This is a genomic window from Pseudomonas sp. HD6422, assembly GCF_025377065.1.
Taxonomy (GTDB): Bacteria; Pseudomonadota; Gammaproteobacteria; order Pseudomonadales; family Pseudomonadaceae; genus Aquipseudomonas; species Aquipseudomonas putida_U.
Genome location: NZ_JAHWIW010000023.1, coordinates 67808 through 89487 on the forward strand (window position 1 = coordinate 67808; position 21680 = coordinate 89487).

The 21680-nt window shown below is 59.7% G+C and carries 31 protein-coding genes; 3 read left to right on the top strand and 28 right to left on the bottom strand.

What is annotated here, in order from left to right; translation table 11 throughout:
• Positions 1 to 11 precede the first annotated feature (11 nt).
• The 6 genes from KY379_RS17500 to KY379_RS17525 all read right to left on the bottom strand — a co-directional run bounded on the left by KY379_RS17500 (position 12) and on the right by KY379_RS17525 (position 5708).
• The gene (locus tag KY379_RS17500; RefSeq protein WP_261240329.1) at positions 12 to 2960 is read right to left on the bottom strand and encodes a phage tail tape measure protein; all 2949 of its coding nucleotides are present in this window, start codon (positions 2958 to 2960) and stop codon (positions 12 to 14) included.
• Positions 2961 to 3014: 54 nt separating this feature from the next.
• Entirely contained in the window at positions 3015 to 3359 is a 345-nt protein-coding gene (locus KY379_RS17505; RefSeq protein ID WP_261240328.1) for a superinfection immunity protein, read from the bottom strand.
• Between the two features lie 241 nt (positions 3360 to 3600).
• Positions 3601 to 4059, bottom strand: coding sequence for a hypothetical protein (locus KY379_RS17510; RefSeq protein WP_261240327.1), 459 nt, complete (start codon positions 4057 to 4059; stop codon positions 3601 to 3603).
• Complete coding sequence (locus KY379_RS17515; protein ID WP_261240325.1) at positions 4052 to 4627, bottom strand: hypothetical protein; 576 nt, start codon at positions 4625 to 4627, stop codon at positions 4052 to 4054. Before KY379_RS17515 ends, KY379_RS17510 begins: the two co-directional genes overlap by 8 nt.
• Entirely contained in the window at positions 4624 to 5463 is an 840-nt protein-coding gene (locus KY379_RS17520) for a Rha family transcriptional regulator (RefSeq protein ID WP_261240323.1), read from the bottom strand. The genes KY379_RS17515 and KY379_RS17520 overlap by 4 nt, the downstream gene beginning before the upstream one ends.
• Before the next feature lie 74 nt (positions 5464 to 5537).
• The gene (locus KY379_RS17525) at positions 5538 to 5708 is read right to left on the bottom strand and encodes a hypothetical protein (RefSeq protein ID WP_261240321.1); all 171 of its coding nucleotides are present in this window, start codon (positions 5706 to 5708) and stop codon (positions 5538 to 5540) included.
• A gap of 132 nt (positions 5709 to 5840) precedes the next feature.
• Between KY379_RS17525 and KY379_RS17530 the strand changes: the two genes are divergently transcribed.
• The 3 genes from KY379_RS17530 (at position 5841) to KY379_RS17540 (ending at position 7143) form a co-directional block, all read left to right on the top strand.
• Complete coding sequence (locus KY379_RS17530; RefSeq protein ID WP_261240320.1) at positions 5841 to 6290, top strand: helix-turn-helix domain-containing protein; 450 nt, start codon at positions 5841 to 5843, stop codon at positions 6288 to 6290.
• Positions 6291 to 6344: 54 nt separating this feature from the next.
• Complete coding sequence (locus KY379_RS17535) at positions 6345 to 6785, top strand: hypothetical protein (RefSeq protein ID WP_261240318.1); 441 nt, start codon at positions 6345 to 6347, stop codon at positions 6783 to 6785.
• Between the two features lie 64 nt (positions 6786 to 6849).
• Positions 6850 to 7143, top strand: coding sequence for a hypothetical protein (locus KY379_RS17540; RefSeq protein ID WP_261240316.1), 294 nt, complete (start codon positions 6850 to 6852; stop codon positions 7141 to 7143).
• Positions 7144 to 7191: 48 nt separating this feature from the next.
• On the opposite strand, the gene KY379_RS17545 is transcribed toward KY379_RS17540, so the two are convergent.
• The 22 genes from KY379_RS17545 to KY379_RS17650 all read right to left on the bottom strand — a co-directional run bounded on the left by KY379_RS17545 (position 7192) and on the right by KY379_RS17650 (position 21660).
• On the bottom strand, positions 7192 to 7824 hold the full coding sequence (locus KY379_RS17545; protein ID WP_261240315.1) for a hypothetical protein: 633 nt from the start codon (positions 7822 to 7824) through the stop codon (positions 7192 to 7194).
• Positions 7825 to 8138: 314 nt separating this feature from the next.
• Positions 8139 to 8306: a hypothetical protein gene (locus tag KY379_RS17550; RefSeq protein ID WP_261240314.1), complete on the bottom strand. Its 168-nt coding sequence runs from the start codon at positions 8304 to 8306 to the stop codon at positions 8139 to 8141.
• 106 nt (positions 8307 to 8412) lie between these two features.
• Positions 8413 to 8679: a DUF1799 domain-containing protein gene (locus KY379_RS17555; protein WP_261240312.1), complete on the bottom strand. Its 267-nt coding sequence runs from the start codon at positions 8677 to 8679 to the stop codon at positions 8413 to 8415.
• 47 nt (positions 8680 to 8726) lie between these two features.
• On the bottom strand, positions 8727 to 9110 hold the full coding sequence (locus KY379_RS17560) for a phage tail assembly chaperone (RefSeq protein ID WP_261240311.1): 384 nt from the start codon (positions 9108 to 9110) through the stop codon (positions 8727 to 8729).
• A gap of 9 nt (positions 9111 to 9119) precedes the next feature.
• Positions 9120 to 9776, bottom strand: coding sequence for a phage tail protein (locus KY379_RS17565; RefSeq protein ID WP_261240310.1), 657 nt, complete (start codon positions 9774 to 9776; stop codon positions 9120 to 9122).
• Positions 9777 to 9838: 62 nt separating this feature from the next.
• Positions 9839 to 10495 (bottom strand): hypothetical protein, encoded by a 657-nt coding sequence (locus KY379_RS17570; RefSeq protein ID WP_261240308.1) that lies wholly within the window; start codon positions 10493 to 10495, stop codon positions 9839 to 9841.
• 15 nt (positions 10496 to 10510) lie between these two features.
• A complete protein-coding gene (locus KY379_RS17575; RefSeq protein WP_261240307.1) occupies positions 10511 to 11023 on the bottom strand; it encodes a KilA-N domain-containing protein in 513 nt (170 codons plus the stop codon).
• A gap of 120 nt (positions 11024 to 11143) precedes the next feature.
• Positions 11144 to 11566: a DUF4128 domain-containing protein gene (locus tag KY379_RS17580; RefSeq protein ID WP_261240305.1), complete on the bottom strand. Its 423-nt coding sequence runs from the start codon at positions 11564 to 11566 to the stop codon at positions 11144 to 11146.
• A complete protein-coding gene (locus tag KY379_RS17585; protein ID WP_261240303.1) occupies positions 11563 to 12237 on the bottom strand; it encodes a hypothetical protein in 675 nt (224 codons plus the stop codon). Before KY379_RS17585 ends, KY379_RS17580 begins: the two co-directional genes overlap by 4 nt.
• 2 nt (positions 12238 to 12239) lie before the next feature.
• Positions 12240 to 12632 (bottom strand): hypothetical protein, encoded by a 393-nt coding sequence (locus KY379_RS17590; protein WP_261240302.1) that lies wholly within the window; start codon positions 12630 to 12632, stop codon positions 12240 to 12242.
• A gap of 2 nt (positions 12633 to 12634) precedes the next feature.
• Positions 12635 to 13012 carry a hypothetical protein gene (locus tag KY379_RS17595; RefSeq protein WP_261240301.1) on the bottom strand — a complete coding sequence of 126 codons (378 nt, stop codon included), beginning with the start codon at positions 13010 to 13012 and terminating at the stop codon, positions 12635 to 12637.
• Positions 13013 to 13015: 3 nt separating this feature from the next.
• On the bottom strand, positions 13016 to 13315 hold the full coding sequence (locus tag KY379_RS17600) for a HeH/LEM domain-containing protein (protein ID WP_261240300.1): 300 nt from the start codon (positions 13313 to 13315) through the stop codon (positions 13016 to 13018).
• Between the two features lie 47 nt (positions 13316 to 13362).
• Positions 13363 to 14355 (bottom strand): phage coat protein, encoded by a 993-nt coding sequence (locus tag KY379_RS17605; protein WP_261240299.1) that lies wholly within the window; start codon positions 14353 to 14355, stop codon positions 13363 to 13365.
• 3 nt (positions 14356 to 14358) lie between these two features.
• Positions 14359 to 15132: a hypothetical protein gene (locus KY379_RS17610; protein WP_261240298.1), complete on the bottom strand. Its 774-nt coding sequence runs from the start codon at positions 15130 to 15132 to the stop codon at positions 14359 to 14361.
• An 84-nt stretch (positions 15133 to 15216) separates the two neighbouring features.
• Positions 15217 to 15801, bottom strand: a complete 585-nt coding sequence (locus KY379_RS17615) for a hypothetical protein (RefSeq protein WP_261240297.1) — start codon at positions 15799 to 15801, stop codon at positions 15217 to 15219.
• An 86-nt stretch (positions 15802 to 15887) separates the two neighbouring features.
• Entirely contained in the window at positions 15888 to 16979 is a 1092-nt protein-coding gene (locus tag KY379_RS17620; protein ID WP_261240296.1) for a phage head morphogenesis protein, read from the bottom strand.
• Entirely contained in the window at positions 16906 to 18357 is a 1452-nt protein-coding gene (locus KY379_RS17625) for a DUF4055 domain-containing protein (protein ID WP_261240295.1), read from the bottom strand. The genes KY379_RS17620 and KY379_RS17625 overlap by 74 nt, the downstream gene beginning before the upstream one ends.
• Positions 18357 to 19679, bottom strand: a complete 1323-nt coding sequence (locus KY379_RS17630; RefSeq protein ID WP_261240294.1) for a terminase large subunit — start codon at positions 19677 to 19679, stop codon at positions 18357 to 18359. The genes KY379_RS17625 and KY379_RS17630 overlap by 1 nt, the downstream gene beginning before the upstream one ends.
• Positions 19654 to 20130: a DUF2280 domain-containing protein gene (locus tag KY379_RS17635; RefSeq protein WP_261240293.1), complete on the bottom strand. Its 477-nt coding sequence runs from the start codon at positions 20128 to 20130 to the stop codon at positions 19654 to 19656. The genes KY379_RS17630 and KY379_RS17635 overlap by 26 nt, the downstream gene beginning before the upstream one ends.
• Positions 20131 to 20159: 29 nt before the next feature.
• Positions 20160 to 20756 (bottom strand): putative metallopeptidase, encoded by a 597-nt coding sequence (locus KY379_RS17640; RefSeq protein WP_261240292.1) that lies wholly within the window; start codon positions 20754 to 20756, stop codon positions 20160 to 20162.
• A 323-nt stretch (positions 20757 to 21079) separates the two neighbouring features.
• Positions 21080 to 21349, bottom strand: coding sequence for a hypothetical protein (locus tag KY379_RS17645; RefSeq protein WP_200928595.1), 270 nt, complete (start codon positions 21347 to 21349; stop codon positions 21080 to 21082).
• The gene (locus tag KY379_RS17650; protein WP_019751350.1) at positions 21349 to 21660 is read right to left on the bottom strand and encodes a hypothetical protein; all 312 of its coding nucleotides are present in this window, start codon (positions 21658 to 21660) and stop codon (positions 21349 to 21351) included. Before KY379_RS17650 ends, KY379_RS17645 begins: the two co-directional genes overlap by 1 nt.
• Positions 21661 to 21680 lie beyond the last annotated feature (20 nt).

Here is a 21680-nt window from a genome sequence, read left to right on the forward strand (position 1 = left end):
CCCTCCTATTTTCAACGCATCGGACGGTTGATCGCGGTCCAGATCATGCCGCCGCGCTTCAGCTGCTTTGCGATCTCCTGCTGCGCGCCATCCTTGGCCGCCTTGGCATAGGCCTGGGCAACTGCGCTCATATCACCGGACCCACCGCCAGCCTGCCCGCCTCCGCCATCCACAGAGATCTCCTGCTGGACTACCACGGAGTTTGAGCCGCCAGCTGCAGATATCTGGCTGGGGATCGGTCTCGCCGTCACTGATCCGACCAGGCCGCCGTCGGCGTAGCCTTTGGTGTTGAGCGAGTCGAGGAACTCAAGCATCCCTGGCTGCTGAACGATTTCTTTGCGCATCACGAACTCGTCGCGGTGCACGATGCCGGCCGGCTCGTATTTGCCGCCAGGACCGGTGTAGCCGCCATCGGAGAACGTCGGCGTGTAACTCATCCCGGCAGAAGCACTACCCAACCCGAAGTCGAACCCGCCGCCAGCCGTACCAGCAGACGCCGCCGAGCCAACGCTGGCGCCGATCAGGCCGGTAGCAACCGTGCCGAAAATGCTGGAGAACACACTCGATGCCGCAGCCTGAAGCGCCATCTTGGCCAGCATCTTGCCGAAGCTGACTGCAACGTCGCCGAAGGTCTCGTCTGCGCCAAATGCCCACTCCACTGCGGCATCGGTGAGCCCGTCGTACAGGGAGGTGAATGCGGTCTGCATCTGGCCGGCGACGTTCATGGCCTGCTCTTGGTAGTTCGCCCAGGCAGCCCTCGCGCCGATAGACCAATCAGCCTGCGCGGTGTCGAGGTCGCCGTAGTACTTCTCCTGCATGGCCAGGCGCTTGTCGAGAGAGTCCTGCAAGGCCGCGTTTTCACGCTGGTACAGGCTCTCGCTGACCCGCCCCTCGTTGCGCTGCTGCTGCAGGTTGTCCATCTGCTGCTGATATCGCTGCTCGATGCTAAAGCGCTCCTGCATGCGCTGGCGGGCGACATCCCCAAGCCCCATTCCGGCAAGGTCGTTGCTCAGACCCACCGAATCACGCTGTAGCTGGTTGTTCAGGTTGGTCTCGAAGGCCGAAAGCTTCTGCGCCTCTTCGGTAGCCACCTTGCGCAGCTGCATTTCGCGCTCGAGTGCAGCGTTGCGCTTCAGCTGAGCAGTGATCAGGTCCTGATTGGCCAGAAGCGACTTCTGGTCGGCGGTCAAGGTCTTCTCGTCCTTGATGTCGGCGAGTTGTTGCTCCCATTTGACCAGGGCCTGGCCGGCCTCGCCGAGTTTCTGAACCTCGCCAACCTGGGCGCCGATGAGGGTGTTCTGTTGCTGGAGCACCGAGTATTGCTGACGGGCTTGGTCTAGGGCCTTGGTGCCGGCGTCTTCCCGGTAGGTTGGAGTCCTCTTGTCCTTGAGTCTCGTCTCTATGCCGGCAGCCAAGATGTCGTACGCACCGCCGGAAAACTTCTTTCCATCATATTGAACACCCTCCAGCAGAGGGCTTTCTTTTCCGCTGCGAGCAGCGGCAGACATCAACTCAAAGAACTGCTCATTGAGCTTTTTGTAAGCATCTGCTCGTTTGTTGGCCGGACTGACATTATCAAGTTGACTGTCAAGCTCTCGGCTAATCCGGATGAGGTCACGATTCGCGTTGCTAAGCTCCGTTTGAGCCTGAGTCTCACGCTCAGCAGCTTGCGCCCTCTCCTCTGAGGTCAAGACCAACTTTTTCAGGGACTGCGTCGAGTTGTCTCCGAAGCTGAACAGGTTAGAAAGCGACCCTAGGAATCCGCCTTCCTGTCGACGCTCAAGAATTCGCCGAGCAATATCTACCTGCTGCGCCTCGTTCGGAGCAATTTCAGCTTTTACCGCAGCGTATGCATTGCTGATCGCTTTTTTGATCGATTTCCAATCCTTCTCGATATCGGAAAGAGATTCTCGATACTTTCTCAATCGCTCTTGGGCAGCGGTATTAAGATCCTCGCTGAGGACGTCAAGTGCGCGCTGGTGCTCACCCTGGTCATCAAGAGCCTTAATAAACTCGTACTGCTCAAACGTCAGCAGACCGTACTGCTCACTGATCTTGGCAGCGGAATCGGTGGCGTTCTTCCCAGATTTCTCGAGCGCGCTTGCCACATCCTCGACACCCTTGCCCGTAATTTCGCTGATGGCTACGGCAGCGCTAGCAAGGTTTCGAATTTGGGTAGAGCTGCCAGCCAGACCTGACGATAGCGAGATCACCGCATCGCGAGCCCCTCCAAAACTACCGGTAACTTTTCCTACGGTAGTAGCGATCTGATTTAGAGAGTCGACGGTCTGACCAGATCGGTTCACACCCGTGAAAATCGCGCGACTGAACGCCCCTATCTCTCTCTGAGCGTCGTAAAAGGCATAGCCTAATCCAGCAATGGCCGCAGCCGAGACCGTCGCTGGGTTTACGAGCTCCAGCAGATAGCCGCCCATCGCTTTAGTCGCCGCCCCAATGCCGCCGAACGAATCTTTAATTTGTGCGCCTTGCTGCAAAAAAACCGTCAGCGGGGCCTGCCCTCCTTGCAAACTTACAAAAATGTCGCTGAACTGCGCGGGCAGCATTCGCATGGCCGCCGCAGTTTGCTTGGCACTAACGCCAGTTCTGCCAAGCGCCTCATCAAAGCGACTTAAATCATCGCGAGATTGCTGAATCTTCGATCGGTATTCATTGAACGTCGATGGATCAAGGTTGCCGAGCTTTCGCTGCTGAGACAGTCGTTTTTCTAGATCATCTAGCCTGCCAAGCGCCTTTGTGGTCGGGTCGATCTCACCTAGCAGAGCGGATACGTCGCCAGCCTGTTCCTTGAGCGCCTGTCCAGCCTTCTTGGCGCTTTGCTCGACCCCAGCGGCGGCTTTCTCTGCTCTACTGCCAGCGTCAACAAGGCGATCCAGATCCGCGGCAGCGCCCACGGCATCCCCAGAGTCAACTCGAATACCGAGCTCCGCAATGGTTGTCATGCTTTCCTCCAGGCATAAAAAAACCCGCCGCAGCGGGTTTTTACTGAAATGTGATTAGTCAGCCTTTAGGAGCCTGGCCTTTTCAGACTCGAACTCTTCTTGGGTTAGGTGGCCGCTTTCCTTCAATTTGGCGAGTTTCTCAAGCTTCTGAAAGCGGTCCAGAGCGACTGGTGAGGTTTCGCTTGAATAGATCTCTGCAGTTTTCTTAATCGCTGAGGCGGACCAGATTAAGGCGGCTAGCCAGCCTATGAAGGTCCAACCCAAAAAGAGATCAAGTAAGAAAATTGATGTCCCGTTCGGGTGACCTCGCTTCGCGGCCACAAACGTCGGCAAAAAATAAATCACGAATACTACGATCAGCATGATGAATGCTGCCACAGGGCTGGCTTGTTCCGCCATGGATGCTCTCCTTGTTGATGAGGGGAATCTACCATCGCATGGCGTCAGCACCAAACTGAGTGACGAATCCAAAAAGAAAAGGCACCCGAAGGTGCCCTCTCGATGCCGTTTACGGCCCATGCCTCACCTTGGCAGACCTGACCCCACCCCGCCTGACCTGAGCAGACCAGAGCACACCGTGCCATTTAGTGACTGTCGCCACCGCACAACGCACCCTCTGGATGCGCTGTACGCTGTGAAATCATCGCAGCGCTTTGCCTGTCATCCCGCGCAACGCCGAGAATTTCGCGACCTGGTCCAGATTGTCACGCCGCTGCTCGTCCGTCAGCTCAGTGATCCGCAAGTGCCGCAGCTTCTGTCCGGTGCTGCGGAACACCTTGCGCACGTTACGCCCCAGTTCTTCCATTGCAACACCGGTTTGCTCATGCGGCGGAACCCAGCGGTAGCCCCGTCCACGCACCGACTGCAGACAGACCTGGTGATCGCGCAGCAATTCAGCCTTGAACGCTTCGACATTGGCCAGCCATTCGAACTGCCGGTCGCGGAACTGCTCGACCGTCAGAGACTTGGACTCACTCATCGACGGCATGCCGAAGCGCGCCTCCAGCCAGTCATGACCGACGAGATCTCCGTACTTGAACTGCGCCAGAAAGTCCTCCACGACCTGCTTGTGAGCCGGATACTTGGTGACCTCAGACATAGGCTACCTCGAAGCGCCCGAAGCGCGGGCGGTACTCACAGACACCGATCAGCTTTCCGGAGTCTTCGATGGCCTTCTTGACCTCCTGAAGGTCCAGCACATCGGTATTGATCGCCACCTCAAGCTGGCAGGCCCAGTCGAGGAAGATCGGCCGATACCGCATGATCTTGGCCTGTCCAACCTTGACGCCGCGGCAGTCGACGAAGCGCTGATCCTCCCATAGCGCCTCCGGCGTATCCGGTCCGTCGAACTCCAGCAATGCCTTGTCCGTCATCACCAGTGCGCCACGCTTCCAGTGCGTGCCGAGCTTTTGAAGCTTCGCGCCAGCCAAGAAAGTGGCGTCGAAGTTCGCTCCAGGTATGTGAATGCCTGCGCGCGCATCGAAATAGGCGCCAGCAATGAACTCGGACTTCGCGATGGCGACGTGATCGTCATCAACTTTTTTGCGCTTGCTGGTGAGCTCCCGATGCGCCTTCGTGGCCGGGTGCAGCGGGTTAGCCAGCTTGTCAGAGTGCATCATCAGAGGAGAGGTGCCCTTGATGCTCAGGGTCAGAAGCTCCATGCTCATTTCCCAGTCCTACGGGTCATGTGCTCGTACCGGCTTTTCAGGTTCACGACAGCTGCCATCAGAAAATTGAACATGTCAGGTACCGAGACAGGAACATCACCCGGGGTAGCAACCATGCCCTCCATCAGCTCGTGCTGAGAAAGCACGTAAGCGTCATGCGGGATTTCCTCAACCGTTTGCTCGCCTTTGTTGTTGAAGGCAACCAAGTATCGCTTTTGCGGACCTCCTACGATCTCGACCTGTTCGCGCTTCGTCAGCAATTCGCCCTCAAGAGCGTAGGCTGCGACGAAGTTGCAGGCGTTCGGCAGCTCCTCCGCTGGGATAAGGGCGGTTTTCTGAACGTTGAAACGTGTGCGCAAGCGACTCTTCATGGTGTGTTTAAAGCTTCGACGGAGCGCGACAGGCAGAGCAGCTGCTTTCTGGTCTATAACGCGATCCAGAACCACTTCACCGCTACTGCCGATCACGGCACCAACCAAATCACCTACGAGCACATCCGGCTTCAGGCTCAGTCGCTTCGCCATCTCGTTGAAGGCGAAGATGTAACCTTCCTTGATCGCGGCGGCCTTGGCGCCAGTGAAGCCCATCACCAAGAACATGAAGCCGTCCTTGGTCATTTCGAAGGCTTCGTAGGTGTTTCCACGATGCTCAAATTGAACCGACGAAAAGTTGTCGGTTAAAAATTGATCAGAACAATCCAGTGCTCTCACCTTGGCCAGCACATGGTTGTGCAGCTTTTCGAAAGCAGTGGCGACTTGGTGGGTAGTGGTGAAGGCTTTGCCGTCACGCGCCTCCACGAATTTGCGCATGTCAACCACTGTGGTAGTATTGGCCATGACGTTGTTTTCCTGATCGATTACTGCGTTGATATCCGAAGCCTCAGTGTTCCCGCACTGGGGCTTCTTCGTTTTCAGGCTACTGCCTGCTTGCTTTGCATTTCCCGCCACTTCAGGCCCTCCTCGATCAACAAGCCGAGCTCCGCGTTCAAGCTTCGACGATTCTTCTTGGCCTCTGTCTCTACTACTGCTTTAACTGACGCCCCGAGGCTTAGGGGGTATCGAGCCTTTGCCTGCTGGTTCATGCTGCTCTCCACCCATCACTTGACATCATTAGGCATCATGTTTGATTTCTAGTCAACATCATTTCCCATCATCTCTTGCGATAAATGAGTTTCGCGGACATCATGCATTCCATAGCAAACTGTGGAATCACCATGCGCCATCCCAAAGGCTTTCCCTCCAGACTGGTCCGTCTCCGCGCTGATGCAGGAATGACTCAAAAGGACTTGGCAAAAGCTTCTGGAATAAGCGTCCCTCAGATCGGCCGGTACGAGACTGGCACCTCATCTCCTCGCCTGTCGGCGCTTGTAAAGCTATCCGAGGCCCTGGGCGTGACCATAGATGATCTCCAGGACGTGGATCAGGAATCGAAAACCGTGACACTGATCCTTGAGGAGGTGGGCGGCGAAGACTTGCCGCTGACCATCGACCGATCTGCCTTTGAGCTGCTCCAGAAGGCGGCGGAAGAGACTGGGAAGCCACTGGGCGACATCGTGTCGGATACGTTGCTCTGGGGGCTGCGAATGATCAAAGAAAGCCCCGAGTTCGCCGCCAGCCTGAGGCGCCAAATCAAGGAAAGCCGAGAGCCGGATGACGGCGAGTAGCCCCAAGCCCGGCCAAGCGCCGCTCCAAAATCTCATTCATTTCCAAGGACGATCATGAGCGATCCCCAACCGCTGTCGAAGGAAGAAATCCAGAAGAAGGTGCTCACGAAGCTGGACGAACAGAAAGGCCTTAGCTTCCTGGAGCAGTACGCCATTTATATGGGCAAGGCACAGCTCCTTGAGTTCGGCCTGAAAGGCCTGCTCCACCGAAAATTTCAAATTCCGCTTGAAGATATGCAGCGGCTTACCTTGGGTCAAACCAAGAAAGAGCTCAAAAAACACGGCATCCGACTGGATTTCATTGAGTATCTGGGAAGCGTCGTGAAGCACCGAAACGACATGGCTCATGAGTTCCTGCTGAACTGTGCTGTCATGAACTCACTCGGAAACTTTTCTGGCAAAGGCCAGACAGGCGACCTCTTCCGTGCCTCGTACGAGTTGGAGCAGATCATCATCCTCCACGACTGGTGCGAAGAGCACGACGCCTGGACTTAACCTGTTGCTCCGCAGGTAACTCCGAGCCCGGCTTTATGCTGGGCTTCTTGCCAAGGATGAATGGATGCCAAAAACAGCTCAGGAACGAGCCACTCTGCTGCGCCAGGCTGCGAGCGATGGGCGTCGCAACCCTGACGATATCTTCGATGCGCGGATGACCATTCATGATGCGTTCGAAGGAACCGGAGCCGACAGCAATCGGCTCTGCGAACTATTGATTTCCCTAAGCCCGCCCCTAACCGAGTGGGACTGCAATCGACTGGAAATGGTGGCCAGCCTTATCGAAAGCGAGCCTGCTGCTCAAGGTGATCACCTATTTCGCCTGTGCGAAATGGCAAAGCTGGTAGCGCCTTGGTAACAATCGGCGACAGACGCAATAAGCCCAGCGCGGGGCTGGGCTTACAGATTAGTATTCGACCTCACAGTCCTGATGCTTCAGACCATCCCTCAAGAGGGCGACCACACTACCAGCGCCTCCTCCGTAGATGAGAGTGTCGTAGGCAAATTCTGACTGCAGGTAGTGTCCATTGAGAATCTCGAGAACCGCGCAGATTGATTCCAAGCCAGCCTTGATTTTTTGGCGATTCGCAGGAGGAAGTCGTTTAGCGGCACACCCTTGAACATGTAAAAGATCAGTGTGAGCAATACGTTTGTTGCGATGGTCGCGCGCGAATTTCGTATCCGCCAACGCTATCTGGATCGCACCGTCCACCTGATCGCGGAGGTTTAAATCACTGACAAGCGGCGGGATCGATCGAATGGAAAGGTTTTTCTGACATGAGTTGACCGGCGAATCGGTAAGCCTTGATATCCCGAGCATCACTGAATCTAAGAACTGTGCCTGCACAACACCAAAGAAAGTAGGCGCTGCACTGTTCAAGACCTGCACTGTCTCTTCATCTGCACCGAAAAGCTGCTCAAATTGCTCCCACAACAAAAGAACGTCCACTAGGTGATCGTTGAGGTCGCAATACATAGCCCCAAGAGCATCCCCCATACCTTTGATGCACCGACCCCGCCTCTCATCCTCGCTGATCACCTGACGACACCTCTCTGCTCGACTAAACCATGGAGCCTGCCACGCTATCATCACGCGCACCACCCTGTCCTCCCATCCACCCTGGACGGAAAGCCAGTACCTGGCTCGGACGGCGGCGTAGTAGCGTTGTGCCTCCAGACGACGACGGAGTAACGCTATGGCAAAACAACCGACGAACAGCGGGAAAGAGTGGACAGCGGCAGAAGTAGCACAGCTGCGCAGTCCTGCCGCCGGAAACACTCCCACTCGAGTAATCGGCCTGAAGCTGGGGAGGTCCGAAGCCTCTTTTTACAGCAAAGCGGCTGAGCTGGGGGTCAGCCTGAAACCGACGAATCAGTCTCCTTACAACCGTCAGAAGTGAGGTAGATCACGCTCGCCTCGTATGCCTGGCGCTGTTCGGTGGTCCAATGATGACCGTGATCGGCCAAGGACAACGCCATCGAGTCCAGGCACTTCAAAATAAACTGCTGTTCTGCTTGCATCATTGTCTCCTGCGGCTGAGCCGCTTCATTCAGCGTCTCTATGACGCAAGATCAGACGCTCCCGACGCCATGGCGAGCCGGGCACCCTGATTTCTATGGATCAGCCCTACTCCGCCGCCTCTGCCATAATGGCCAGAGCTTCACGCTCCATGATTCGGATATCTGGGAAGACGTCAGCCAGCTGGCTGCGTTTGATGTCCATCATCCGTGCCACCGCCGGGATGGCTGCGTAGTCAAGCCCGGAAGGTCCGCCCGGCCCAAGGCGCCACTGGGTGCCCAGGGCCTCGAATAGACAGAAGCCGAGCCAAGCGTCTGGCCAGACCTCCACCTCTTCCACCTCGATGTCATCCAGCGTCAGACCTAGTGCGGCCAACTGCTCGGCGGACGGTCCCTGCTCGTACAGTGCCCGCGCCGCCGCCTTCAGTTTCCCAGGCGGGCCGGGCTGTAGGCGGCCTGGTAGGCGTCGATGACCGCCTTCGGAGCGCCGGTGCAGGTGCGCACCAGGTCGGTGATGGCCTCGGCGCTGAACTCGTCCTCCAGGTCCCAACCAGTGACGATCTCGCCCAGCTGCTCGGCCTGCAGAGCGATTTCCCCGGTGGTGACCTCCTCCCAGGTTGCCCCGTCCTTCTGGGCCTTCGCCGCCCAGGCGTCACGCGCCTTGTTCCAGCGATCAAACATCGAGGACAGGGCCACGCGGTCCATGTAGCGGAACTGGAACTCCACCGGCTCCGGCTCGCGGCCAATACGCGGAACCTGCACCACAGCGGTAAATGTCGGGTTCTGCGCGATTTTGATCTTCGGCATGGTGACTCCTTAGACGGCCAGGTAGCGCAGCGGGCGACCGGAAAGGCCGACGCTGATGGTGCGGGTCATGATGTTGTTCCGCTCCATGGTCGGGGTGGTGGTGATGCTGACGTAGCCCGGATAGAGGATCTGGTCACCGTTGCGCAGCTTCAGGCGAACCACGGTAAGTTCCTTGGACTCGTCGAAGCCCTCGACGGCGCCGACGTAGGCTGCGGTGGGCTGGTCCTCGACCACGATGGCCAGGCTGATCGGGTTGCGGTTGGTCGGCATCTGGCGGTCGTCGTCGTCCTCCAGGTAGCCCACGGTCAGGAATTGCTGTTCGCCGCCGGACGGGGTGAAGCCAGTGACCTTGGAGATCTGCACCCAGTCGGTGACCGGGATTACAGAACCCAGGCCGGCGCCAGGGGTAAAGATGTCGGTATCGGCGGTGCTGATGCTGCCCAGGCCGAAGCTGTCGGTCAGCGGATTCACGACCCGCGCAGCACGGTCGGTGAGCTTGGCCCAACCGGAGTCGATCAGAACCACGTCGTCCTCAGTCAGGGCGTGGCCTTCTGCACTGAGCACGGGCGGCGCCGCGTTGGTGATTGCGGTGAAGGGGACAGCGGCCCCCAGGGTCGCGGCGATCTCAACGATAGCGCCGTTTGGCAGCGGGAAGCGTGCGGCCATGGTGTTTTCCTCTTGGGTAGAAACGAAAAGCCCGCACGCGGCGGGTTTAGGTGGTGTTTTGATCAGCGGCGATGCAAAAGGCCGCCTGGCCGCAGCTCTTCACGAATGACTCGGCGGATCTGATCAATCGGGTCGATGATCTCGAATTTGAGCGGCTCAATGCAGGAGGCCAGCCTTTCCACAAGCTGATCGGAAGTTTCAACATCAACCCCAATACCGGAGGTAGCAGCCCAGTGCTGGTCCTGCGAACCGCTCCGACGCGGCACGTGACCTTTTTCGTCATCATTCCAGCAACCCAGGCGAACAACGACTCGCCCTCTGGAGGTGATGGTCACGTCGCCGCGATCGCTGATCACTACCGAATCGGCGGGAAGTGATGCCCTGGCCTTGGCCTCTTCAGCAGTCTCCAGTCGCTGGTAGGTGAGCCGGGTGCGGACATCGGAGCCGTCGCTGTCGAAAGATGCGTCCTCAGTTGAGAACTCTGCGCTATCCCGGTACTGGCAAGGGACTTCCATCAACTTGTCTCCAATGAACCGGTACCGCTCGATCGCATTGGTCGGCATGTCGCTATCGGCCCATTCGCCTGCGGTCACGGTGATCGTCTGCGGTTCGCTGAGCAGACTGCCGACGGGCACGCCACCGCTGTTGATTTCAAATGAGCCAGTCTTGAGGTTAAGGCGAATGCCTCGCACCCCCGGCACGTAGTCGGCGCTCTGCATCGTTTCTCTCTCCAGTTAAGCGGCATCAAGGCCGAGGGTCATTTGCAGCTGCTCACGCCAGTAATCGACCTGGTACTCAAGCGCAGGCTTGCGGCCTTTCCAGCGTGCGAGTTCGCGGCCTGAGAGGCTGGCGACCTGCTGGGCGTCGTCGAGAGCACGGCAGGCGCGATCAAACTGCTGCTTCTCGTTGAGCTCGCCGCGCAGCAGGGCGTCGATGTGCAGGTCGGCCCAGACGGCGAAGTCGTCGTCCAGCCAACGGGCGAAGGCCACGGCAAGCTTTGGATGAAGCCAGGTTCCAGCGCGCCGACCTCGAATGGCCTCGACCAGCTTGAAGTCCGATTTTCGGACCTCATGACAAAGATGGCGCTCGAGGGCTGCCATGTAGCTCTTGGTGCTTGGTAGCTCTAGCCATTTGATCGGCTTCTTGCCGAACCGCCTGGCCACGTCGGTTGCATTAATCCAGCCATCGCTGTTGAAGCGGACGGCCTGGCCTTGGTAGTGAAACGGAATGACGTTGTTCTCGATCATCTGTGACACCTCGTTCATCTGGCGAATAGATACGCAGCCAGGGCGGACGGATGAGCGAACATCCACCGTTCGGCTGTACGGGCCTAGGCTGCGTAATTGGTTGCTCCCAGGACAGGGCCGCTAAAGGAGTAACTGGTCCGCGACACCGCGGTAGGTGAAGCTGGCCGGGACCGTGTAGGTCGCCGACTCGGTGATGGTTGGGCCCTGATCAACTGGCTCGGTGACTAGGCCCTCGAATCCGCTGCGGCTGAGCTCCGAGTCCACCCTGAAGAGGCTCGAAAGCTCACCGACCAGGCTCTCGGCAATGCCCAGTGGCTGGCCAGCCGGGCAAACAATGCTGACCTGGTAAATCCCGCTATATTCGTAAGCCTCCCCTCCCAGGTAGCGGCAGATGGTACTGGCCGGTAGTTGGAAAGCCTGCAGGTAGGTTTCATCGGGCCCAGCCTCGAAACCCTGCTCGAAGTTCGCGACCCGAATTGGGCGCGCCGTGGCCCAAGCCATCAGCTTGATCTCGATGGCCTGTCTGGCTCGTGCTTGGCTCATACGCGATTGTTCCTGATAGCTTCGTCAACGATTCCCTGAAAGCGATCCAGCGTCACCCTGACCATGCCTCTTGGCGCCTGGGTTGAGTGGCCGTATTCGAGTGGGATGGCGTAAGGAAGGTTGTTCACGATATAGGCTGTCTGTCCTATGGTTAGCGCCTGAACCTGGGTAATCAGGTCGGCAACCGCCTGACTGCCAGACGGATCAATGCGGTCGAGCTCTTCGGTAGCCGGTGAGTCGATAGAGAACTGCCAGTTGCCTCGGAAACGCCCGCCGACGTAGCCCAGACCTGCTACCAGGCCATTGGTGGCGAAGTTCTGCTCGCGCTCGGTCTTGGTGAGTGGCTTGGCATACTTCACGCCCTTGCGCAGCTTGCCGGCCTTTGTGAAGTTGTCCTGATTCAAGTTGATCAGGGTGTTGCGCACCGCGACCTTGAAGTCGTAGTCATCGGCTGCCCTGGTGGCCTTGGTCCGGTGTGCTACGTTGGCCGCCCACAGCTCCGGGTTGCCGACTGGCGACATACGTATCACGCTGCTGCCGATCTCGATCACGATCTCGCGGAAGGTAGCGTCCAGCGCCTGCTCGGCCTGCTCGGCGAACGCCCGGATGCTCTCGGCGAATCCGCCCTCAAGCCCGCCGTATCGCTGGGTCATGTGTGAGCCGCGCGGCATGGTCATTTCCTCAGCTGAATGGTCCAGGTGGCTTGGGCTGGGTCTTCGGACACATTGAGCGTTCGGTAGCCGCTGATTTGGTCGCCGATTTTGGGCGAGGCCGGGGCTTCAGTAACCAGACCGTCCCGCTCTTCGAACAGCTCGTTCTGCAGCGCCAGCAGTTTCACGTCCTCGGTCTGGATGCGAGACCCGTCGATCTCCTTGGCAAGGTAGCTGCCGAACACGCCGCGGCCTGAGTAGCGAATGGTCGAGGCAGGCACTGTGCCGCCGAGCTCCGGGTCATACCCGCCCTTCACCGTGCGACTGCCGAGAACCGGCTTCACCGCATCGGCCAGACCATCGGGATCATCGAAGGCTTCGGCTAGGTCGGCCTGTAGCTCCTCACGCATGCCCATGGTCAGATCCTCTTGAGCATCACGGTGCCCGACCGGCGGGTCCAGGGCGCGATGAGGTCCAAGGCGAAGTTCTCACCGGTGGAACGCTCGACGGAGCCCGCAACGTAGGTCTTGCTGGTCGAGGTTCCGGACTGGGCCGACACCGTCTTGCTCTGCACCTCGCGCTGCGTGTCCTTGTAGAGCTTGCCCTCGGCGGCCAGCTTGGCGACCTGCGCGCCGGCGGTCACGATTGCGTCCGGCACCGCCTCGGGCACCGTGCGCTTGATCTTGGCCGTGAGCCAGGCATTGGCCATGGCCACGGCAAGGACCGCATCACCGGTGCCAGCCCAGCCCGCCCCGAGCTTCTCGTTCACATCGGCAACGGTGATGAAGTCAGTCATGGCTTACTCCTGCGGGATCAGAGCTTGCAGCTCGGGCTTCTTCGCGCTGGCGTCGAACTCGATGCCCTTGGCGGTGAGCCACTCCTTCAGCTCAGGCACGTTCATCTTGTGCGGGTCGGTTTCCTCGGGATCGCTATCGGTCTCGACTTTGATGCCTGCCTTGCGGTACGCCTCGACGATGTTGGGATGATCACCCTCGACCGTCACGTGTGTTGCGCCGGAGATGACGCCGAAGAAATTGCCGGTGGAGCGGTACAGCTTGCCCGGCTTGCGTTCTTCGCTATCCGAATAAACGACTTCCATAACTCTTCTCCCGAATGAAGAAGGGCCGTCTAAGCAGCCCTCAAGGATCAACCGCCAGCGGGTGGCGTTACGGTGCCGCCGCTGATTACAGCAGCGAACGGAACCTGCTTGCGGTCGAACACCCGCTCCCAGTTGCCCGCACTCGCGTACTGCGTGGCGGTCGGGCTGAGGTTCTGACTGTTCGCGCCGACCCAGCTGAAGCCCGCAGGCTGCAGGATGTAGGTCTTGCGCTCCCACAGGACTTCGGCACCACCACCGTTACCGCCATCAGGCTTTCGCTGCAGCTCGACCGGCACCTTTGGAGTGCCTTGGCCGTAGCCGAACGCGCCTTGGCCGAAGAACACCGACAGATACTGGTCAGAGCCGTACACCAGGCTGTCATCCATGAACACCGGCTTACCCAGGTAGGTCGCCAGGATGATGCGGCCGGTGGAGTCGCGCAGGTACTCGATCAGATCCTGCTTGACCATCTGGTTCATCACCACCGAGTGAACGCCGATTGCGGAGAACACGTCGGCAGCATCACCAGCGGTGAAGGCCGCATCCTGGAATGCACTTGCGCTGATGGCTGCGCCAGCATCAACGACCATGTCGCCTCCATCGTTCGCGATGTTCGAAGCGATCACGCCGCGCGCCGCGCCGAGGAGGTAGCGCTGCCACTGGCGGTTCCAGTAAGTGCCGAAGCGGTTGCGGATGTGCTGCATTGGCTCGCTGTTTGCGAGCTCAGCAGTCAGGTCGGAGACGCCATAGCCTTTGTTGAGGTACAGCACGCGGGCACGCATGCTTTCCTGCTCGGCCTTGCCGACTTCGCCCAGGTCGTCGGGATCATCATTGCTGATGTTCGGCGCCTCATTCGGGTCGAGGTCCTGCCAATAGCTGACCTCGGCAGTACCTTGGCTGCCGGAAGCGATGGCATCCAGCACAGGGGAGCGGGTGACAATGCCGGATTCGTATACTGCGGTTTTTTCCGGGCTGTTTACCGGGTCAAGAGACGCATAGTACTCGCCGACGAAGATGTCGGACAGCTGGGTAGAAGCCATGGGTTAGGTTCCTTTGGTGGCCAAGAGTTTTTTAAATGCCTCGGGGTTGGACGCGGCCAGCGCGGCGCGCTCGGTCTCCGTGTACTCGCCCCATTTCTTTGTGGCCTTGCCACCGTTGTCGCCGGTCTGTCCGGCACCCTGGGCCCTTGGCCACAGGTGAGTAGCGGTTTCGCGCAGCGATTCCGCCCATTCGAAGGGAGACAGCGGGGTCTTGCCGTCCTTGCCGTAGATGACCTGGCCATCACGGTCGGTGGCGATCGGCTCGCCGTCTTCGCTCAATTTGAAGGTGCCCCGGGCTCGCAGAATGATGTCTTCGGCGGCCTCAGGCAGCGCACCAGCCTTGATGGCGGCAGCGCGAATGGAGTCGGCCAGGACCTTGTCGCTGTATTTGGCAGCGAAGGCTTCGGCCTTTTCGGCGCGATCATTGGCCGCCTTGAGCTGCTTGTCGTAGTCGCCGCGCAGGCGCTCGGTACGGCGGGTGACGACTTCGTCCAGCTTGCCCTCGGCGATCAGCTTGGTTTCTTCGTCCTGGCCGGCCTTGGCCAGCAGCCCCTTGACCGCCTCGATGTCCAGGCCGTCGAACTGGCCTTTCAGCTTGTCCAGCTCGCCCTTGATGGTCTTGTTGGAGCCGAGTAGCTCCTGGTTCTTGGACTTGAGGCCCGAGACCTCGCCATCCAGATACTTCTGCACCTCTCCGCCGAGTGCCGCTTTAAGCGCCGCAGCTTGGGTGTCGTCGAGAGTGAGGCCGTGGGCGGCCGGGTCGAAGTCGAAAGGCATGTGGCTATCCCCTTGGGATTGGTTGGCCCGCCTGGCGGGCATAAAAAAACCCGGCATTGCCGGGTTATGTTTGATCCGCAGAGCTTAGGAACTAAGAGTGAGGAGGTTTTTGTGGATTGCTCCTTCAAACTCGCGCAGCGTCGTACCGACAACAAACTTGAGGCCCTTTACTCTGCCCTGGCAGTGGTCATGCACGAACTTGGCGATTTGCCGGTCGGTACCAGGCGGCAGGTGGAGCGAAGCGTTGTCTCCGTAAGACATAGAAACGGGCAGAGAATCACTTCCCCACCAAAACTGCGTGAACTGAATGTAGTTTTTTGCAAACGGTGAGTGAACCGAGAGTGAGATCACCTTCACCGGGCGTCTTCCGTCCGAGGTTAGATTCACAGCGATAAACCAGCCTCCCTCACCGGTATCCGCAATGGCGGATCGGACAGAGACGCGGATATTCTCAACATCCTCTCTTCGCTGCTTATCTGCGAGCCACAAAGTTGTGATCACCGCGGCCAGCGCCCCGATGCCCGATACCCATCCGCCGAGCATGGAGAGGACAGGAACCGCCTCATTTACGAACGGCGCACTGCTTCCACTAAGACCAAACGACAAGCCCAAAAGAAATGCGAATCCCACTAGTAGAAAGATTACGGGTATCCATAACAGCTTCAGCATTGTTCTTCCCATGACAGTGAGGCGCAACGCGCGCTACTGCAATGATCTCCGAATTGGGTCTCGTGTACCAAGATGAAATAAATGACTCATAGCCCCGCCCGCTCGAACGCCGATGGCTCCAGCTCCTTGAGCTGATCCAACGTCAGAGGCTTGAAGTTCTTGTCCAACTGCAGCGCGGCGAACCGCTCGGCTGTCAGGCCGCCATCGCGGAACAGCTTGCCGCGCACTGGCCCCAGCGCGGCGTCTTGGAAAGCCGCTGGCTGCGTCTGGAGCCATTGGTAGTAGCTGAGCCCCGCCGAGACCTGGGCACCGCCAGCAGCGCCCACCGAGGCGCGCGTGGCTCCATCGGTAAACAGCCCTGACAGCTTGGTCACCGGTACAGTGGTCGACCGGCAGTTGACGTGCGCCGGCGGCAGCGGGCCCTTCCCTAGCTCGAACACCCGACCGTCCAGGCTCTTGCACAGGGCGCTGGTCTTGCGGTCGAGTGTGGACACCCAGCGATAGCCCGGGATGACATCAGCATTCGCCTTGAGCGTTTCCATGCGCGCCGTGGTAGCCACGTGCTGGACAGCGGTCTGCACCACTGACCGGGCATTGCGGTTGCTGACTGCCAGCACGCCGTCGGTGAAGTTCTGCGCCGCAGTACCGCGTATAGCCTGGGTGATATCGGCGTTGGTCTGACCCTGCACGACGCCGAGTCGGATGGCGTTCGTGACCCGGTTTGACTCGGTGCGCGTCCAGCCGCTGAGGAACGACTTGAGCAGCGTGCCACCGTCGATGCCTGACACCTGCAGCGGCTGCGTGTTGATCGCCGCTCGGATCAGCGCATCGGTCGGCATGACCGCATCGATCAGCAGCGCCTTTGCCAGGCTGCGCCCTTCGAACGCGGCTTCGTACAGCGCGATGTCGGCCAGGTCAGCCTGCATGCGGTCATTGAAGGCCTGGTAGATCCCCAGCAGCTTGCCGCCGACCCTGGCCAGGAACTCTTCCAGCCTGCTTCGGCTGTAGGTGGTCAGCTCCTTGCGAGTGAGCTGGTCCCGAACCTGGGTATCCACCTGGCGCAGAACGGTCTCGAACTTCTTGACCTCGCCGGCCTTGAGCCGCTCAAGCAGCACCGAGTGGCGGCTGACCTGCTCCAGCAGCTTCTCGTCCGCCGTCTGCTCCGGTTTCGTCGCCATCTTCGTTGTCCAGGTCAATGCCGGCCGACTCGCGCTCATCGCTGATCAGCTCGGCCTCTTCGTCGTAGGGGCGCTCCGGCAGCTTGCCGGTGGTGAGGTATTGCCAGTAGGTCTCGGCGCTGATCGTGCCGGCCATGACGCTTTTCTGCAGTTCGGCCAGGACCTGGGCGTTGACCTCAGGAATGACGAACTCAGGCTTGACCGTGAAGACCACCTCGTCCGGGTTGTAGCCAGTCCACTCGGCCGCGTAGCGAAGGGCCTGTTCGATGGCAGCGGCAGCGGTGATGACGATGCTGTGCAGCGTGGCGTGCTGGTCGTTCTGCCGCGTCTTGCGCGCCTCGCCTGACTCGGTACCGGACACGTCCATGACCTTGGCACCCGCCTCGAGGGCGGCGTTCTTCTGGTCTTCCATGGCCGTGCGGACGGCTTGAATGCCAGCACCCGGGAACTCGAGGTACCCGCAGGAGCCTTTCGGACCGAGATCCCAAGCAGCGGATGGGCCGGTGACGCTGAGCTCCACGCTCTCATCCAGTCCGGACACCCACGGCTGCGGGTGGCTGGTCTGGTGCAGCGCAGTGAAGTAGTCGGCGCTGAGCTGATAGGACTTCAGGGCCGCCCGGGCCATGGTCAGCAGTGGAATCTCGTCCACCTCAGGCGAGTTGTCGGTCGAGCCGCAGTAGATGACCGGGATGTACTCCAGGCCTCGCACCAGCTGGTTGTCGGTACCGACAGTACCCAGCGGGCGGTCCTGCTCGATCAGTTCGCCGGCCTCGTTGCGCACGGCGGTATAGCAGATCTGGTCGAGCATGTAGAACTCGCGGAAAACCGTCTCGCAATCGTGGCTGTAGCGGTCCTCGGCTTTCTTCCTGAACTCGCGGAACACGGCCAACACCAGATCCTGGCGCCCGCCTTGGTCGGCAGTGTCCCAGTTGATGGCGTTGCGCACCGCGTAGGTGGCGAAGTACGGCTGGCCGGAGTCATCCACGTTCACTACCAGCGGCACTCGGCCATGGGAGATAGCCTGGCGCACGACGCGCAGGAACAGCTGGGTCAAGCCGAAGCCGTCGGCCGTAGCGTTCTCTTCCAGGTCCTTCAGCCCGTTGGGCAGCTTCACCTCGGGAATGAGCCGGGAGACCAGGCCCATCATCGAGCGCAGCGAATCGCGAACCCAGTGCTCGTACTGGGCCCGATCGGTGTAGTTCCGGTAGAGGTAGGCATTCCCCTGGCCGTCCAGCTTCTCCGCCTCGACCATGCCGCTGGGCTTGGGCAGATTGCGCGGGCTGCGCTTGATAGCGCCCTCGCCCTCCAGGGCGTCGTCCATCATGCGCCACTCTTCGATGTGAGCGTCGTAGTCTGGGTTCGTGGATTGAACAGGCATTACGCCAAACCTCCGATGCGGCGTGTGCCGGCGGACTGGGTCTTGATCGGGAACCGCTTGGCGATGAAGTAGCCGGCGGCGTCGTTCATGTGGTCGTGGCCGCCCTTCTTGTCAGGCTCGCCCTTATCGTCGTAGACCTGTCGCTCCAGGCACTGGGTGAATTTCGGGCACTGGTCGATGTTGACCTTCAGCCGGCGCTCACCATAGGTGTTCAGGAACATGGCGTTGACCGCATTCACCCGGTCCTTGACGCTCGGGTTCGTGGAGTCGACCACCACGGTGAAGCCGGCCTTCTTGAGCAGTGACAGGTCCGATTCGCTAGCGTTCTTACTACTGGTGTTCTGGCCGCTGGCGTCGGGGTACACGGACACGCTATGGCCGCAGAAGCGTACCTTGATCTTCTCGATCATCTCGGGCGTATCCCGCACCGAATGGAACTCGTCCAGTGCCAGCGGCAGACCGTCCCGGACCACATACACGACCGCGGCCATCTTCATGACGTTGAAGTCCATGCCGATGTGCACGGCCTCGCCCGGCTTAATGCGCTCGCTCGTACGACACTCGGCTCGGTCGAAGGTGTAGTAGACCACCCCTGCGTAGTTCTCGAACCCAGCCTCGTATTCCTGGCGGAACGTGCGCGGGTCCATCTTGCGCCGGGCGGCGTCCAATTCATCGGCCGGGACGTTACCGCCCTGCAGCGAGGTGTACTGCCAGCTCTTGTGATCAGGCTCGCCGCCCGGCTGCCCGTCACGGTAGGTGTCGTAGCAGTGATTGAAGCCTTTCGGCGTGCCGATCCGCAGCGCATGCCCGCCCTTTCTCGACTCCCCGGTCTGGGGGATCGTATACTGACAAGTCGAGAGCATTGGCCTGAGCACTTCTTCCCAGGCCGCCCACGGGCAGTCAGCCCATTCGTCCACCAGAACAAAGAACAGGCCGGAGCCCCGCAGGTTGTCGTAATTGTCCAGGCCGACCACACGCATGATGTGTCCGGATTTGAGGGTAATCGAGCACTCGGTCTCGTTCGGCCGGGTTGCACGCCAGGCTTCGGGGATGGCCTGTTTCAGCCTGCGCCAGAAGACCCGCTTGGCCTGCTTGAACGTCGGCGCGCCATACCAAATCTCATCCTCTACGCTCACGCCCCACTCCGCAGCCAGCCGGGCCGCGCGGCGCATCTCTGCCTTGCCGAGGAAGGTCTTGCCGAATCGACGCCCGCACACCGCATCACGGAAGCGCGCCTCAGGCTGGAAGCCCCAGACGTAGATGTTCGCCTGCTTCGGCGTCAACTTCACCGGCTGGTCATAGGTACGGGGTAGTCGGAACACCTTCGTCTGGCTCCAGCTTGTACTCAGCAACGGCGTGCTGCTGGTCCGCCTGGGAGCCCAGGGGCTTGTCGGGTTCGATCTTGCGGTTGACGTACATGTCGCCGCATTCCTTGGCTGCCTGCTCGTACAGCTGGGCGGTCAGCGCAAGGTTGCGCATGCTCTCGGCTTTCTCAGCCATGCGGCCAAGGCCACGAAGGCGGAAGGCTCGGTTGGCAATGGGTATCTCTGCCGTTTCTTCACGGAAGCGCTGGCGGGTGTCTTCAAAGAGGGTTCGCCACTTCGCCGACAGTCCCTTCCCGACGTACTTGGTGGGATCGTAAGTCGCAACCTGTTGGCGGGTGACGACGATATCGAACTCCTGCTTTACCGCATCGGCAACCTGGGTTGGCGTATCAAAGCAGGCAAGGCTTTGCACTATGAAGGCTTTCACCTCGTCTTTGAGTGCAGCCATGGGTTGTCATCCGTAAAGGTCCGGTAAAACTACGCGACCCGACTGAGACAGGTTCCGCAGGCCCTCGCAATGTTGATTTTGGCCACCTCGGGCGGCCTGCTTGCAGCGTCGATCAGCTGCTGTACGTCGTGGCTCGGACCATACCGGCGCACCACCCCGACGAACTCTTCGACGTCGTGACCGCGCATCTCCAGCTTGGGCATGCCGTCATCGCCGAAGGCTGGAGCACCGTACTTATCGAGCTTGTGGCCGATGTGGTACAGCTCGTGCTCTACCAGGGCGCAGAACTCGGCCTCACTGCATTGGGCGCAGTAGTCGCCGGCCAGAGTGATGAGGAACTCAGGCTCTTCGCCGAACCAGTCCCGCATCTGCTGCTCTTGGCGCGCCTTCTGCCACCCACCGGCGCGGATCATCAGCTGTTCGGCCTGGCCCAACACCGAGCGGCCCTTCTTGTTGAAGGCAGACGAGGCCCACATCACACCGATGTTGGCGTCGATGAGGTGGGAGTGCTCGGGGTTGTGAATGCTGCCAGTGTCGGCGAGGATCTCGCTCTGGACCCAATCCCACAGTTCGGGAGCAGGGTTGAGGATCAGGAATGGCGATTCGAGCAGGTCGGCCGGAGGCATTGGCCTTTTCAAAATGATCACCTGCAACTTGAATTGGATAAGACCTACCAGTACTTGAGCAAAAGCCCCGAGGAGGTTTCGACATGAAGCAGCGGTTCATAGTCGTCAATTCCAGGCCACTGGAGGGCATCAAATCGCGTGATCCCTCCGAGCCACCGCACTGGAAAGTTCGTGGCTATCGAATCCTAGACACGCGAACTGACAAGAGACTGCCAGAGCTATATCCCAATCGTGCTGATGCCCAGGAGGAATGCGACAGGCGGAATTCCAAATAAGGTCACTCCCGCGCCACGAAACGGCGGACATCTGTTTTGTGGCGCGGCTCAGCGAGCCACGAACAAATGCCCTCGCCTTGCCCACGCATACAGCACGATGCCGGCGTGGATCATCACAGTGAAGGGGCTGATCATGTGGACCTGCATTGCCGCCAGGAACGACCCGAAGGCGCCAATGGCGACCAGGTAGAACGCAACCGATAGCATCGGCTGGTCTATGGGGCGAACGCGCCGTAGGTAGTCACAGGCAGCGATGACCACCAGGACGCACAGGAAGGCGTCCGTAGCGGCCATTGCCGACATGAGGGTCGTGTTCATCAGGTAGCTCCTTTGGCACCGAACTGTCCTACCAGTGACTTCAGAACTGGGATGATGTTCATTGCCAGGAGGCCTATCAGAAAGGCCACGCCGTATTGGGTTTCTCCGCTTGTGCCAAGGTTGAAGTAACTGATGGCGAGCGGGGTGCAGAACACTGCAGAAGCGAAGCCGGTGAAGAACGCGGCGACCGCCTGGCCCCGGGTGAGGCCGCGCAGGAAGGTCAGCGAGAGGATCGCTCCTGCGAAGCCGCCAATGATCACGCCGTACTTCACCAGCAGGACGCCGGCAGTCGTGCTTGCTGGTTCGGCCATGAGTGGTTCCTAAAAAATGA